The organism is Corallococcus exiguus (assembly GCF_009909105.1).
Taxonomy (GTDB): Bacteria; Myxococcota; Myxococcia; order Myxococcales; family Myxococcaceae; genus Corallococcus; species Corallococcus exiguus.
The window spans coordinates 317,277-331,333 of record NZ_JAAAPK010000003.1; the positions used below are offsets into that span (position 1 = coordinate 317,277).

The 14,057-nt window shown below is 70.5% G+C and carries 13 protein-coding genes; 2 read left to right on the plus strand and 11 right to left on the minus strand.

Annotation, left to right across the window (positions count from 1 at the left end):
* Positions 1–11: 11 nt before the first annotated feature.
* Positions 12–1,034 carry a PEGA domain-containing protein gene (locus tag GTZ93_RS12835; RefSeq protein WP_139922734.1) on the minus strand — a complete coding sequence of 341 codons (1,023 nt, stop codon included), beginning with the start codon at positions 1,032–1,034 and terminating at the stop codon, positions 12–14.
* An 83-nt stretch (positions 1,035–1,117) separates the two neighbouring features.
* On the opposite strand from GTZ93_RS12835, the gene GTZ93_RS12840 reads away from it, so the two are divergent.
* The gene (locus tag GTZ93_RS12840; RefSeq protein WP_139922732.1) at positions 1,118–1,645 is read left to right on the plus strand and encodes a hypothetical protein; all 528 of its coding nucleotides are present in this window, start codon (positions 1,118–1,120) and stop codon (positions 1,643–1,645) included.
* A 102-nt stretch (positions 1,646–1,747) separates the two neighbouring features.
* Here the strand turns inward: GTZ93_RS12840 and GTZ93_RS12845 are convergent, their stop codons facing one another.
* The 10 genes from GTZ93_RS12845 to GTZ93_RS12890 all read right to left on the minus strand — a co-directional run bounded on the left by GTZ93_RS12845 (position 1,748) and on the right by GTZ93_RS12890 (position 12,918).
* Positions 1,748–3,274: a cellulose synthase family protein gene (locus tag GTZ93_RS12845; RefSeq protein WP_139922729.1), complete on the minus strand. Its 1,527-nt coding sequence runs from the start codon at positions 3,272–3,274 to the stop codon at positions 1,748–1,750.
* A gap of 317 nt (positions 3,275–3,591) precedes the next feature.
* Positions 3,592–4,569 (minus strand): D-alanine--D-alanine ligase family protein, encoded by a 978-nt coding sequence (locus GTZ93_RS12850; RefSeq protein WP_161662857.1) that lies wholly within the window; start codon positions 4,567–4,569, stop codon positions 3,592–3,594.
* A 306-nt stretch (positions 4,570–4,875) separates the two neighbouring features.
* Positions 4,876–5,184, minus strand: coding sequence for a hypothetical protein (locus GTZ93_RS12855; protein WP_139924304.1), 309 nt, complete (start codon positions 5,182–5,184; stop codon positions 4,876–4,878).
* A 2-nt stretch (positions 5,185–5,186) separates the two neighbouring features.
* On the minus strand, positions 5,187–7,073 hold the full coding sequence (locus tag GTZ93_RS12860; RefSeq protein ID WP_161662791.1) for a PEGA domain-containing protein: 1,887 nt from the start codon (positions 7,071–7,073) through the stop codon (positions 5,187–5,189).
* A 67-nt stretch (positions 7,074–7,140) separates the two neighbouring features.
* Positions 7,141–8,487: a S41 family peptidase gene (locus tag GTZ93_RS12865; protein WP_139921688.1), complete on the minus strand. Its 1,347-nt coding sequence runs from the start codon at positions 8,485–8,487 to the stop codon at positions 7,141–7,143.
* An 84-nt stretch (positions 8,488–8,571) separates the two neighbouring features.
* Positions 8,572–9,432, minus strand: coding sequence for an alpha/beta fold hydrolase (locus GTZ93_RS12870; RefSeq protein ID WP_139921690.1), 861 nt, complete (start codon positions 9,430–9,432; stop codon positions 8,572–8,574).
* A gap of 87 nt (positions 9,433–9,519) precedes the next feature.
* Positions 9,520–10,656, minus strand: coding sequence for a murein hydrolase activator EnvC family protein (locus GTZ93_RS12875; protein WP_180946149.1), 1,137 nt, complete (start codon positions 10,654–10,656; stop codon positions 9,520–9,522).
* Positions 10,653–11,555, minus strand: a complete 903-nt coding sequence (locus GTZ93_RS12880) for a cell division protein FtsX (RefSeq protein ID WP_120580666.1) — start codon at positions 11,553–11,555, stop codon at positions 10,653–10,655. The genes GTZ93_RS12875 and GTZ93_RS12880 overlap by 4 nt, the downstream gene beginning before the upstream one ends.
* Positions 11,552–12,244, minus strand: a complete 693-nt coding sequence (ftsE, locus tag GTZ93_RS12885) for a cell division ATP-binding protein FtsE (protein ID WP_120566358.1) — start codon at positions 12,242–12,244, stop codon at positions 11,552–11,554. Before ftsE ends, GTZ93_RS12880 begins: the two co-directional genes overlap by 4 nt.
* Before the next feature lie 101 nt (positions 12,245–12,345).
* A complete protein-coding gene (locus GTZ93_RS12890; RefSeq protein ID WP_121755685.1) occupies positions 12,346–12,918 on the minus strand; it encodes a hypothetical protein in 573 nt (190 codons plus the stop codon).
* A 270-nt stretch (positions 12,919–13,188) separates the two neighbouring features.
* Here GTZ93_RS12890 and carF point away from each other — a divergent pair, with 270 nt between their 5' ends.
* Positions 13,189–14,046 (plus strand): plasmanylethanolamine desaturase, encoded by an 858-nt coding sequence (gene carF / locus GTZ93_RS12895; RefSeq protein ID WP_120580669.1) that lies wholly within the window; start codon positions 13,189–13,191, stop codon positions 14,044–14,046.
* The last annotated feature ends 11 nt before the right edge of the window (positions 14,047–14,057 follow it).

Consider the following 14,057-nt stretch of genomic DNA (forward strand, 5'->3'; position numbering starts at 1 on the left):
CCCGCGCGTCGTCAGAAGCGCACGCCGTTCGCGGGCATCGCCGGGCGCAGGCCCGAGAACCCGATGTCGCCGTCACACGTCCTGCCGCACACTTCGTTCGGGGTGAGCTCCGCGGGGCCCCGAGTCACCGCGTAGGCGCCAGCGCCCGCCGCCGCGGCCACCACGCCCACGCCCACCCAGACGTACCACTTCTGGTACCAGGACTTGCTGGTGCTCTCCTTCACCTCCGGCGGCTGCTCGGCGCCCAGCGCCAGGCCCGGCTGGTCCACCAGCGGCTCCGCGGGCTTCGAGGGCTCCAGCACCGTCGAGCGCGGCGCATCGTCCGCCTGCGCCACCGCCGTCGGGACGTCCGAGGAGGGACGCAGCCGCCCCTCCACGACGTAGAGCTGGCCGGCGCGCACGGTGATGTTCTTCACGTCCTTGAGCCCCGGCGCGCGGAACTCGATGACGTGCGGCCCCTGCGACAGGGGGTAGTTCTCCATGTTGGTGGTGCCCACGCGCGTCCCGTCCACGTACACCCCCACGCGGGGCACGTCCGCGCGCAGGGTGGCGAAGCCCGTGGCCGCGTCCAGCGAGATGATCAGCTCCGTGGTCAGCCCCGGCGCCAGCGTCACCTGCTGGTTGAATTCCGAATAGTTCTGACGGCGGGCGATGACGGTGTGCTCCCCCGGCGTCAGCTCCAGCGGCGTCTGAGGGTTCACCTCCTCGCCGTCCACCGTCACCTTCGCGCCGCGCGCGTTGCTGCCCAGCTTGAGCGCGAGCGTGGCCTTCGCGGGGACCGGGTCCTCGACGGTGGCAGTGGCGGCGTTCTTGCCCGTCTTGCCCTTGCGCGCGCCCAGCTTCTCCTTCTTGGGCGGCGTCTTGCGCTTGGCCGTCGGCTTCGGCGGCTTCGCGGGCTTGGCCTTGGTGCCCTTGGGCTTCGTGGGCTTCGTCTCCGAGGGGCCCAGGAGATCATCAATGTCCTGGGCGAACGCCGCGGACGGCAGGGCCAGGGTGGCGACGAGCGACAGGATGGCGAAGCGGCGAAGACTCATGTCGGGCCGAAGGTTAGAGAGTCATCCCAGGGGAAGCAAACACCGTCCCACCGGGACGTCCGTTGGGAGAATATCCGCGCCCCATGCACCGCGCCCTCGTCACCCTCCCCCTTGGCCTCTGTGTCCTCTCGCTCGCGGCCTGTCCGGGCAAGGCCCCACCCCGGGTGGAAACCGCCACGGCCTCCGTGCCGCCTCCCATCCACGTGCCGCCCGGCTGTGAGAAGGACCTGTCCGGCGACTACCACCACGCGCAGAACCCGGCCTTCCGCTACCTGGGCCAGGACGACGGCCGCACCCTTTCACTCGCGGTGGTGCGCGCGTGGGCGGACGGCGGCGTGGAGTCCCCGGACGCGGGCTCCGTGGGAATCGTCCTCACCCGAACACCCGAGGGCTTCGTGGGAGAGACGCGCGCCTCCGGCTTCAGCGCCTCCGGAACGCCCTGCCCCGTCGCCTTCCCCACGGAGGCCGTGGCCTGCACCAACGCCGGCCTCACGCTGAGGGCCGCGTCCAGCACCGCCATCGACGAGGGCTGCCGCCCCGCGACCTCCGGCCCCGCGCCCGTGCGCCAGGAGCAGGTGCTGCTGCGCGGCGCGCCCGACGCGGGCCTGTAGGCCCCGAGCCACAAGCCGGAAAAGCACCGCGCCGCCCTCCCCGCCTGGAGTCCAGGAGGGAAGCGGCGGCGCGAGGTGAACAGCGGAAGCGGTGCGAACGGCTCAGGCCGCCTGACGCGGCTGTTCCTCGGAGGACGTCACCGCGGGGGCGGCGTCCGGCACCTTCGTCCGGCGGCCCGCCAGGCCCTGCATCAGGCTGGACATGCCCACGTAGAGGAAGCCCGCCAGGAACAGGATGATGAAGGGCACCGACGTGTAGATGCGCGAGTCGATGGCGAACCACAGCGCCCCGGTGAAGTAGGCGGCGAAGAGCAGCTCCACCACCGGCATCAGCGTCTTGCTGCCCCGGTAGCTCTTCTTCACGGCCTTGACGTTCTTGCCCTCGGCGCCCGTCTTCGGCGTGCGCGCGAACCCCGACTGCTGGTTGAGCAGCGCCTCGCCCACGGCCTTCGCGTTGTTGATGGCCAGGCCAATGCCCAGGCTCATCAGGAAGGGCAGGTACTTGAAGCGCTCCCAGCCCTTCACGCCGCGCTCGCGCTGCGCGGCCACGTAGAAGACGCAGACGCTGGCCGTCGCGGTGATGAAGAACGGCAGGTCCAGGAACAGCGTGCCGTACAGGCCGTGCTGGAAGCGCACCACCATGCTGATGGGCATCAGCACGGACAGGAGCACCATCAACAGGTAGGCCATGTTGTTGGTGAGGTGGAAGAAGGCCTCGCGCTTCACCAGGAGCGGCAGGTCGCTCTTGAGGATGGTGGGCAGCAGCTTCTTCGCCGTCTGGATGGAGCCCTTGGCCCAGCGGTGCTGCTGGCTCTTGAAGGCGTTCATGTCCACCGGCACCTCCGCGGGGGAGATGACCTCCGGCAGGAAGATGAACTGCCAGCCCTTCAGCTGGGCGCGGTAGGACAGGTCCAGGTCTTCCGTGAGCGTGTCGTGCTGCCAGCCGCCCGCGTCGCCAATGGTCGTGCGGCGCCAGATGCCCGCGGTGCCGTTGAAGTTGAAGAAGCAGCCGGCGCGGTTGCGCGCGGTGTGCTCGATGATGAAGTGGCCGTCCAGGAAGATGCTCTGCGCCTGCGTGAGGATGGAGAACTCACGGTTCAGGTGGCCCCAGCGCACCTGCACCATGCCCACCTTCGCGTCCGCGAAGAAGGGCACCGTGCGCATCAGGAAGTCGGGGCTGGGGACGAAATCCGCGTCGAACACCGCCACGTACTCGCCCGAGGCCAGCTTGAGGCCGTTCTCCAGCGCGCCCGCCTTGAAGCCCTGGCGGTTGACGCGGTGGATGTAGACGATGTCGTGGCCCTTCTGACGGTGGCGCTCCACGCACGCGCGCGCGATGCCGCACGTCTCGTCCGTGGAGTCGTCCAGCAGCTGAATCTCCAGCAGCTCGCGCGGGTAGTCGATGCGACACACCGACTCCACCAGGCGCTCCACCACGTACATCTCGTTGAAGATGGGCAGCTGGATGGTGACCTTGGGCAGCACCTTCAGCGTGCCGTTGGGCGTCGGCAGCTTGAACTTGTGGCGGTAATACAAAAACGCCATGCGGTAGCGGTGGGAGCCGTAGACTCCCAGCACGCTCAGCAAGCTGAAGTAGACTGCCAGGAAGATGATCTCAACGGTGGTCATCGGTGACGCTCAGCCCCTCCCGCTGGCACTGGCGCCAGCGGTCCTACCAGACGTGGCGGCATGCCGACCGACTGCTCACGCTGACCGCCGCCTGTGGGTCTGCTGAGCCCCGCCCCGTATGTGCCCGTAAAGACTGGGCTTTGACCTTCCGGCTACTGATCGCCGGCGGACAATAGGGAGCCACCCGGGTCGTGTCAAACTATTCCCCGGATTCGAGAGGCTCTGAACGGCGGTTTTAACGCAGGTTGTCACCCTCTGCTTCCCTGCGTCGGGGCGATGCCGAGACGACGTCCCAGGTGCTCCGCGCGCCAGAGGACCTAGCGCGCGACGCGCAGGGGCACGGGAGCGGTGGGCGCGAGGGGCGCGGCCTCGGCGACATGCGACTCGTCGCGGGTGGCTCGGTCCAGCACGCCCTGCACCAGCGCGGGGAAGTCCAGGCCGGCGCGGGCGGCGATCTTCGGCAGGAGGCTGGTAGGCGTGAAGCCCGGCAGGGTGTTCACCTCCAGCACCACGTCGTTCTCCGTGTCGGAGCACATCAGGTCCACGCGGCCGTAGCCCCGGCAGCCCAGGGCGCGGTACGCGGCGAGCGCGAGCGACTCCACGTTGACGCGGCGGGTGTCGGACAGGCGGGGCGGGAGGAAGTACTGGGCGCCGCCGCCCTTGTACTTGGCCTCGTAGTCGAAGCCCTCGCGCGGGTAGGACACCTCGCAGCTGCCCAGCACGCTGTCGCCGAGGATGCCCACCGTCACCTCCTGGCCCTGGACGAAGCGCTCCACCAGGGCCTCACCGCCGAAGCGGCACGCCTGGACCACCGCGGGCACCAGCGCCCCGGCGTCGTGCACCACGGACAGGCCCACGGACGAGCCGCCCTTGGCGGGCTTCACCACGCAGGGAAAGCCGCTGTCGCCGTGCAGCTCCAGCGCTCGCTCCGCGTCCTCGCGGGCCACCCGGTAGCCCTGGGGCGAGGCCAGGTTGTGCAGTTGGAAGAGCTTCTTCGCCATGGGCTTGTCCATGGCCAGCGCGGAGGCCAGCACGCCGGAGCCGGTGTACGGAATCTCCAGCAGCTCCAGCAGGCCCTGCACGCGGCCGTCCTCGCCCATGCGGCCGTGCAGCGCGAGGAAGGCCACGTCGATGTCCGCCGCGCGCAGCGCCCGGTCCAGGCCCGGGCCCGCGAAGACGCGGGTGACGGTGTGCCCCAGGGTCTCCAGGGCCGCCACCACGGCCTCCCCCGTCTTGAGCGAAATCTCCCGCTCCTCGCCCCACCCGCCCATCAGCACTCCCACGCGCTTGCCCATGTCGATGATGCCTCCTTGGGCCTGCGTCAGAGCACGGATGATGCCACGCACCGGAAGTGCTTCCCGGCGCGGACGTCGCGTTCAAGTGGCTGGAGCGACAGGGGTTTCGCGGTGGTGCCGAGCGGCAGGCAGCCGTGTCCGGCGGGACACGGCGCGGCCCGGTGGCCACGTGCGGGAGTGTTTACAGGGCGCCGCGCCCTGGGACCCTGGAGACAGGGACTCAAAGGCGCGGCGGAACAACGGCATCAGGGCCCCGTCACCGGCGCCGTGACTGGCGACCGGTGACGCCGGGCGCGGCGCGGGACTTCAGCCCCCGTCGCGGACGCCGCCGTCGGTCAGCAGACCGCCATCCGTGAGGCCGGCGTCCGTGCCGTCACCGGCGTCGGTGGTGCCGGCGTCACTGGTACCGGCGTCGGTCGTGCCGGCGTCGGACGTGCCGGCGTCGGTGGGGGTGCCGTCCTCGGAGGTGCAGACCTCGTTGCGGCAGACGTAGCCCTCCAGGCACTGACCGCGGTCGCAGGGCTGCCCTTCGGGGTCGAAGCTGACGAGCAGGCTGCAGGCGGACAGGCCCAGGGCGAGGGCCGAGGGAACGATGAGCGATGAAAGGCGGCGCATGGCTAGTAGTTCCGGAGATCGTCTTCGTCGAGCTTGGGGCGCTTCTTCTCTTCCTCGCGCTTGCGCCGGGCCTCTTCGTCCGCCTTGCGCTTCGCCTCTTCGTCCGCCTTGCGCTTCGCCTCTTCGTCCTTCTTGCGCTGCTCCTCCTCGTCCTTCTTGCGCTGTTCCTCCTCGCGCTTGAGGCGGGCCTCCTCCGCGCGCTGGCGCTTCGCCTCGGCCTCACGCTCCTTGCGCGTCAGCTTCTTCGCGGGCGGCGCGGGCGGCGGCGTCGGGGGCGGCTCGAAGACGGGCGGCGGGGGGTTGTTCGCCGGAGCCGGCTCGGTGGCGGGCGTGGGCGTGGACGTGGCGTTCACCTTGGGGGCGGGCTCCGTCTTGGCGGCGGGCGGAGGCGGCGGCATGGGCAGCGCCTCCTTCATGGGCTTCTCGTCGCGAGCCGGCGCGGCCTTCTCCACCGGGGGGCTCGCGGGGGCGCTGGACGACGAACCCCCACCCTTCTTGTAGAACGCCAGGTAGCTGCCGGCGCCCGCGGACACCAGACCCGCCAGCACGCCGATGTCCGCCACCAGCGCGTACGTCTTGCCGGTGCTCTTCAGGTCCTCCGCGCGCGTGCTGCCCTGCGGCGCGGTCTTGAACGCGTCCGACTTGGAGGAGGCCTCCAGGCCGAAGTAGATGCCGCCCGCCAGGAGCGCCACGCCCGTGGCCAGCAGCACGTAGCCCGCGGTCTTGCGGCTCACGCCTCCACCGCCAGCGAAGTGCTTCACCGGCTTGCCGTCGACGCGCGCCGCGTCCTGGCCGACGAGCCCCGTCAGCAGCGCCTCGGAGCCCGTGGCCATCGCGTCACCGCGCGGCACCTGGCCCATCGCGTACGCCAGGTTGTGGCCGTCCGCCACGTCCATGCGCAGGCCGGTGACGGTCAGGGGCGCGTTGCCCGGACCGCCGCGCACCAGCAGCGCCAGCACCTGCGGCACGTCCGCGAGCACGCCCAGTTCCTGCAGCGCCTGGTCCCGATCCTCGTCGTCGGCGTTCTTCGCGATGCGCTCCACGAGCGCCGCGTAGCGCTGCTGCACCGGCAGCTTCGCGAGCGTGAAGGAGGACTCGCCCTCGCGCGCCCGGCCTTCCGTCACGGCATAGCCCGGCGCCACCAGCGTCACGTAGTGGTCCGCGCGCGTCAGGCCGGTGAGCGCCAGCGGGGACACGCCCCGGTAGGTGCCGTCCACGAACACCTGCGCGGCGGCGGGCTGCGAGCTCACGTTCAGCGTGGCCTGCGCGCCCTCCAGCTGCGACTTGCGCTCCTTCTCCACGAAGGCGACTTCCTCGGGCGGGAAGAAGTTGGGGTTGAAGGTGGCGCGCGGATCCACCGCGAGCACGCCGCGCATCTCCAGCTCCGCGGCCTTGTTCTCCCCGTTGGCCACCTGCGTCGCGGCCTTCATCACCCGCGCGCGGCTGAGCAGCGGGAACGCGCGCGACAGGTCCGCCTGCTCGTAGGCCTTCACCGCCCTGTCGAAGCTCTGGAGCGCCTTCACGGTGTCCAGTTCGTCGTAGGCCTTGGCGCCGTCCTTGAACGCTGCGTTGCCCTCCACCGCCTTCGTCTGGCGCGCGGTCGCGCCCTGGGCGTCCAGCGCGTCCGACAGACGGACCAGCTCCAGCCGGCCGGAGCGGGCCACGGCCTGCTCCGCCCAGTGCGCCAGCGCCAGCGCCTCACCCTCCAGCGAGGCATCCACGGGAATGGCCACCACCGCCACGCGGGGGCCCGCCGCCGTCGGCAGCGTTCGCGGCATCAGCCGCAGCGGTACGTGTTGTTGCTGCGCGGCCGCGGGGCCCACGGCCAGCATTCCCACCAGCCAGCCACTGAGCGTCGCGTGCAGCGCGCGATTGAAAGGACGTCGCATCCGGTCTCCCTCGTTGCTGTGCGCATTACACGCACTGCGAGGCGGAACGCCAGCCTCGAAAGGGGTTTCAGCGACCCGCGGTGCTCCCGGTGGCCCGGGACGCGGGCCCTGGCGCCAACCCATGGAGGTAGTTGAGCGCGACCTTCAGCTGTGGATCCGCGAGCTTCGCCGTCACCGCCCAGTCCTTCAGGTTCGCGGGCAGGGTCCGGGGATGGGCGGCGACCTCCGACGTCGTCTGGGACGGCTCCGCCTTGAAGTGGCCCCGCAGGTCCTTCTCCCGGGGTGCGTCACTCCCCGGCTTCCCTGTGGAATCCTCCGGCACCAGGAAGTCCGGGGTGATGCCCTTCTCCTGGATGCTGCGGCCCTTGGGCGTGTAGTAGCGCGCGATGGTGAGCTTCAGGCCGGAGCCGTCCTCCAGTTCGATGATGGTCTGCACGCTGCCCTTGCCGAAGGTCTGCGTGCCCATGATGACCGCGCGGCCGTGGTCCTGGAGCGCGCCCGCGACAATCTCCGACGCGGAGGCGCTGCCCGCGTTGACCAGCACCACCAGCGGGTAGTCCTTCTCCGTGTCGCGGTCGCGGCTTTTCTCCTCGGAGGCGTTACGGCCGTCCCGCCCGCGCGTGGACACGATGGGCAGGTTGCCCGGCAGGAAGCGGTCGCTCATGGCCACGGCCTGGTCCAACAGGCCACCGGGGTTGTTGCGCAGGTCCAGCACCAGGCCGTCCAGCTCCTTGCCGCCGTTGAGCGCGCGCAGCCGGTCCAGTTCCTTCTTCAGCGACTGGTCCGTGCGGTCCTGGAAGTTCTTCACCTTCACGTGACCGATGCCGTCGTAGAGCGCGCTCTCCACGGACACGATGCGGATGTGGTCACGCAGGATGGCCAGCTCCCGGGGCGCGTTGAAGCCCGCGCGCATGAGCGTGAGCAGCACCCGGCCACCCGCCGGCCCGCGCATCTTCTGGAGCGCGCGGCCCAGGTCCATGCCCTGGGTGCTCTCCCCGTCGATGGCGAGCAGCTCGTCCCCGGCCTTGATGCCCGCGCGCGCCGCGGGCGTGTCGTCGATGGGCGCCACCACCACCAGCCGGTCGCCCTTGCGCGCGATTTCGATGCCCAGGCCGCCGAACTCACCGGACGTGTCGATCTTCATCTCCCGGAACACCTCCGGGGGCATGAAGAGCGTGTGCGGATCCAACGTGTCTAGCATCCCCTGGATGGCGCCCTGGACGAGCGTCTTCCGGTCCACGCTCTCCACGTAGTTGTTCTCCACGTAGGAGAGCACTCGCGCGAACAACTCCAGCTGGCGGTACGCGGACTCCTCCCGGCCGGCCGCGTCCCCTGGCTTCTGCGCGAGCACGGGCGCGCCCCACAGCAGGAGCGCGGCGAATCCCATGCACCACGGCTTCGGGAAACGGGTCACGGGAGCGCGTCCTCGGGGGTCGGGTGGAAGGGGCCGTCGCAAGGCCCCCGAGTCTACACCCGGCCCGCCGGACGATTCCCGCCCTTAGAGGCGAGCCCGGTCCGCGAAGCCCACCAGGTGGGACACGAACGCGTCCGGCCGCTCCATCTGCGGCACGTGGCCGAAGCCCTCCACCACGTGCACCTCCGCCTGGGCGGGCAGGTGCTGCCGGTACCAGGCGAGGATTTCCGGGGGCAGGAGCCGCTCGCTGCCGCCCCAGAGGAAAAGCACCGGCATCTTCAAATCCCGCACCGCCTGGGGCGCGATGCTCGCCTGCGTCGCGAGCGCATCCGCCGCCAGCGCCTGCACCGTGGGCGTCGTGTAGAGCCTGCTCAGCGCCGGCGCGAGCAGCAGCGCGCCCAGGGGCGGCCGGTGGAAGAGCTTGCGCGTCAGGGCGCGGACATCCGCGCTCGACTTCACCGCGAAGTGCCCCAGCAGCGCCGCCAGCGCCTGCGGCGTCAGCTCCGCGCCCGCGGGGGCCACCAGCGCCAGCGCCTTCACCCAGGCGGAATGCTCGGAGGCCAGGTTGACGGCCATGGCCCCGCCCAGCGAGTTGCCCACCACGAGGGCGGGCGCCTTCACCACCTGTTCGAAGTAGGCGCGCAGCACGTCGAACTGGCCCTGCACGCAGGTGGGGCCGCCGCAGTACTCGCCAGAGAAGCCGTGGCCCGGCAGGTCCGGCGCGAGCACGCGGGAGAAGCGCTTCGCCAGCCCGAAGAACGTGCGCCCGAAGCCGTTGGCGGACCCGCCCAGCCCGTGCACCAGCACCACCGGCGGACCCTTGCCCTGCCCCTCCAGCGCGTAGTGGTGCACCGCCTGCCCACCCACGTTCACCGTCTCCGACTCCACACCCCGCGCCACCAGCACGCGGCGCATCGCTTCCTGCATCCCACCCATCAGGTCCACGCGAAGGCCTCCTTCCTCACCAACGGCCGCTGCCCCGCACCTTCTAACGCCTCCGCGTCTTGGACGCAGCGCATCAAACAGACAATGTCAGGGCGTCCCGGCGGCGGCGGTCGCGGGGGCGAGCCAGGGGGCGGGGTCGACGGCCTGCCCGGCGCGGCGGACCTCGAAGTACAGGTAGGCGCCCTTGAGGGAGCCGGTGTCTCCCACCTCCCCCACCACGTCGCCCGGGGTCACCCGCGCGCCCACGGCGACGGCGATGGTGGAGAGGTGGGCGACCAGGGTGTGGAAGTCGTCGCCGTGGTCGACGATGAGCAGGTTGCCGTAGCCGCGCAGCCAGCCCGCGTAGACGACGGTGCCCTCGGCCACCGCGTGCACGGGGGTGCCCGCCGCGGCGCGGATGTCCACGCCCTTCTGCACGGTGACGGTGTTGAAGCGCGGGTTCACCACGCGGCCAAAGCCCACCTCCACGATGCCCGTCACGGGCCGGGGCAGCTTGCCCTTCAGGGCGCCGAAGCCGCTCGTCGCGGGGGCCTCGTGCAGGTCCACCAGCATGCGGGTGAGCTCCGCGTCCGCGCCTTCCAACTCGCGCACGGCGCGCTTCGCCAGCTCCGCTTCGCCGGCCAGCTTCCCCACCACCTCCTCCAGCGCCTCCTGCTGCGCCTGGGCCTGCTTCGACTGTTGCTGGAGGAAGGCCACGCGCTGCGACAGCGAGGTGTGCAGCCGCTTCAGCTCCAGCGTCGCCTGCCGCTGGAGGGTCGCCACGTGCTGCACGGTGCGCAGCAGCTCCAGGTCGCCCGCCATGCTGGCCTCCAGCGCGCGGGCGCGCCACATGAGCGCGGCGAAGTCGTCCGCGGACAGGAGCACCTCCAGCGGGCGGCGGCGCTGGAGCCGGTACAGGGTGCGCAGACGCGGGGACAGCCGGCGCAGCTGGGCGCGCAGGGCTTCGCGCAGCACGGCCTCCTCACGCTCGGCCAGCGCGACGCGGCGGCGGAAGAGGTTCAGGTCGCCCTCCAGCGCGCGCACGCGGCGGCGGGAGAAGGCGGCCATGTCCTCCATCAGCTCCATGCCCTCCAGCACGGAGAGCTTCTTCGCCTCCACCAGGGCCAGCGTGGCGCGCTGCGCGGTCAGCTTCTCGCGGATGGCCGCGCGCTCCGACTCCTCGTCCGGCTGGGCGAACGCGGCGCTCGCGCCCAACAGCGCCATGAGCCAGACGAGCCGTCTCATACGCGCAGGAAGCGCCCCACCGCGACGAAGCTGCCGCCCAGGCCCAGCGCGCAGCCGGCCGCGAGCAACTCCAGCGCGGTGCGCGTCTCCACCCACGGCGCGGCCACGCCCGGCCCCAGGAGGAACGCGAAGAGCGAGCCCAGCGTGGGCCCCAGGAGCCGGCCGAACAGCCACAGCCCGCCCACCGCCACCAGCGCGCCCAACAGCCCCTGAAGCAGTCCCTCCAGGAGGAACGGCGCCTTCACGAAGCGGTCGGTGGCGCCCACCAGCTTCTGGATTTCAATCTCCTCGCGCCGCGAATAGATGGCCAGCTGGAGCGTGGCCGCGACGATGACGATGGTCGTCCCCAGCACCACCACCAGCGCCACCAGCGCCCCGAAGCTCAGCGCGCGGGCGATGGCGGACAGCCGCTCCACCGCGGCCTCCCCGTAGTCCACGCCGGTGACGCCGGGCAGCGCGCGCAGCTCCTTGGCCAGGGCCGACAGCGCCGCGGGGGAACGACGCGCCTCCGGCACGCGCAGCTCCAGCGTCGCGGGCAGCGGGTTCTCCGGCAGCTCCGACAGCGCCTCGCCCAGGTCGCCCAGCTCCTGCTTGAGCCGCTTCAGCGCCGCTTCCGGCGGCACCACCGTCACCTCGCCGTGGCTCAGCTCCACCACGCGCGTGTGGACGCCGTGCACCTCGTCTTCACCCAGCTGCGGCGCCAGGTAGAGCGTCACCTCCACCTCGCCGCCCAGCGAAGCGAGCAGGTTGTCCACCACGTGCGACGCGCCCCGCGCCAGCCCCGCCGCGAACAGCGCGATGGCGATGGTGGACACGGCGATGAAGTGCACGAAGGGCGCGTGCTTCAGCCCCCCGGCCGCCGAGCGCCAGAAGTAGGCCACCTTCGACAGCACGCTCATACCAGCATCCGCCGCGCCGCCTTGACGCCGTCCTCGTCGGAGACGATGAGCCCGCGCTCCAGGCGCACCGTGCGCTTCTGGTAGCGCGACAGGAGCGTGGCGTCGTGCGTGGCCACCATCACCGTGGTGCCCCGGATGTTGATGTCCGTGAGCAGGTCCATGATTTCAACGGTGAGCGCCGGGTCCAGGTTGCCCGTGGGCTCGTCCGCCAGGAGGATGGTGGGGTCGTTCACCAGCGCGCGCGCAATCACCACGCGCTGCTGCTCTCCACCCGACAGCCGCAGGGGCAGCGAGTTCGCCTTGTGCTCCAGCCCCACCAGCTTGAGCATCCGGTGCACCTTCTCGCGCGCCTCCGAGCGGGGCACGCCCAGCACGTCCAGCGTGAAGCCCACGTTGTCCGCGACGCTGCGGTGGGGCAGCAGCTTGAAGTCCTGGAACACCACGCCGATGTTGCGCCGCAGGTACGGCACCGCCGACTCGCGGATGCGCGCGATGTTCTTCCCGCCCACCAGGATTTGACCCTTGGTGGCCTTCTCCCCGCAGAAGATGAGCTTGAGCAGCGTCGTCTTCCCGGCGCCGGACGGGCCGGTGAGGAAGACGAACTCGCCCTTCTCCACGTTCAGGTTGATGTCCTGCAACACCGGCGGATCGCCGGGATACGCCTTGTAGACGTGGAAGAACTGGATCATGTCCGGAGAAGCGCGAGGCCCTCCGGGCAGCGTACCACGCCCCCGGAGCCCGCCCAGGAACGGGCCGGGCGTCGCCGGAGGGCAGCACCGCGCGAGCGGCCTTAGGAGGGCTCGCCCTCGCTCGCCAGGTAGCTGAGGATGACCTCGTCCAGGCTCTTCTCGGAGATGAGGTCCTCGCCGAAGAGCGTCTCCACGCCTACCTCGTTGATCCGCGGCTTCTCCTTGAGGGCGCGCGCGGCGGCCACTTCCGGAGGCAGATGTGAGGCGGGGGCCACGACGGGAGGAGGCGGCGGCGTGGGGGGGCGCGGCTGCGCGGGCGCTTGCGGCGGCAGCTTCGGCTGCGCGGCCATCTCCGCATCCGTCGCGAGCTGGCCGGGCTGATACGAACGGACCGTGGACTCGTAGTTGTCGTACACGCCGTTGATGAGGTTGCGCAGCATCTCCTTGTGCTGCTCCTCCATCAACTCGCGCACAACCTCCGCCAGGTTCTCCGCGTTGAGGATGTCCGCGTAGGACGTCTTCTTGGACGCGAGGATGTTCCCGCCCACGAACAGGTGGGTGATGATGTGGGGGTTGTTGACGCCCGAGTCCTCGGTCTGGACGTGGTAGACCTTCCCCTTGTGCTTGATGTTGTGATTGAAGCCAGTGACGGCTTTTTCGAAGGTTTTCGCCATTGCCGAGGTCGGGCACCGTAGCAGCGGGGTCCAGGCTTCACAAGGTAAGCGTCACGCGCTCCGCACCTCTTTTTTGTGCGTGCCTGCCCGCTTCCCGCCGGTGTGCGTCCGCCACCTTCTGTCACCCTCCGTGTACGGATCCACACGTGGACACCAGCCTGGCGGGCACGGGCGGCTCTGTTGAAAAGCTGAAACGCCCTGGGGTACGTAAACCCCTCTGACGATCGCGCCGTCAGTCCCTCCCTCCCTGCCGCGGCCGGAACACCACCGATGAAAAAGCCGGACACCATCGCGGAAAAGGTCCGCCTGCAGGATGCCCAGGCGCTCGCGCAGGGCTACTCGCCCGCCATCCGCGCCATGGAGATTGCCTCCATCATCGCGTTCGTGGGCCTGGAGAGCGTGCTCGTCTACAAGCTCTGGAGCACCCACCACACCGGCCCGTGGATGCTGATCCTGGCGGTGGTGCTGGGCTACCTGGCCGCGGACTTCGTGTCCGGCTTCGTCCACTGGATGGGCGACACGTGGGGCTCCACGGAGATGCCCGTCCTGGGCAAGGCGTTCATCCGCCCCTTCCGCGAGCACCACGTGGACGAGAAGGCCATCACCCGCCACGACTTCGTGGAGACCAACGGCAACAACTGCCTCGTGTCGCTGCCGGTGGCGGCGCTCGCGGTCGCCGTGCCGCTCGCTGGCCCGGGCTGGGTGTTCCTGGCCGCGTTCCTGGGCGCGATGATCTTCTGGGTGATGGCGACCAACCAGTTCCACAAGTGGTCGCACCTGGATGAGCCGCCCGCGATCATCAACTTCCTGCAGCGCGTGCACCTCATCCTGCCGCCGGACCACCACCGCATCCACCACACCGCGCCCTTCAACCAGTACTACTGCATCACCGTGGGCTGGATGAACCGGCCGCTGAAGATGATCCACTTCTTCCCGCTGATGGAGCGGCTCATCACCTGGGTCACCGGTCAGCTGCCGCGCCAGGACGACATCGGCACGGAGGCCGCCCAGGCGCTCGTCGCCGTGGACGGCGCCCAGGAGGTGCCGGTCATCCAGGCGGCCAAGGAGCTGCTCAAGTCCTCCGCCGAGGAGCCCACGGCGAGCGTCTCCACGCCCCCCGTGCGCTGAGAAGCAGGGCC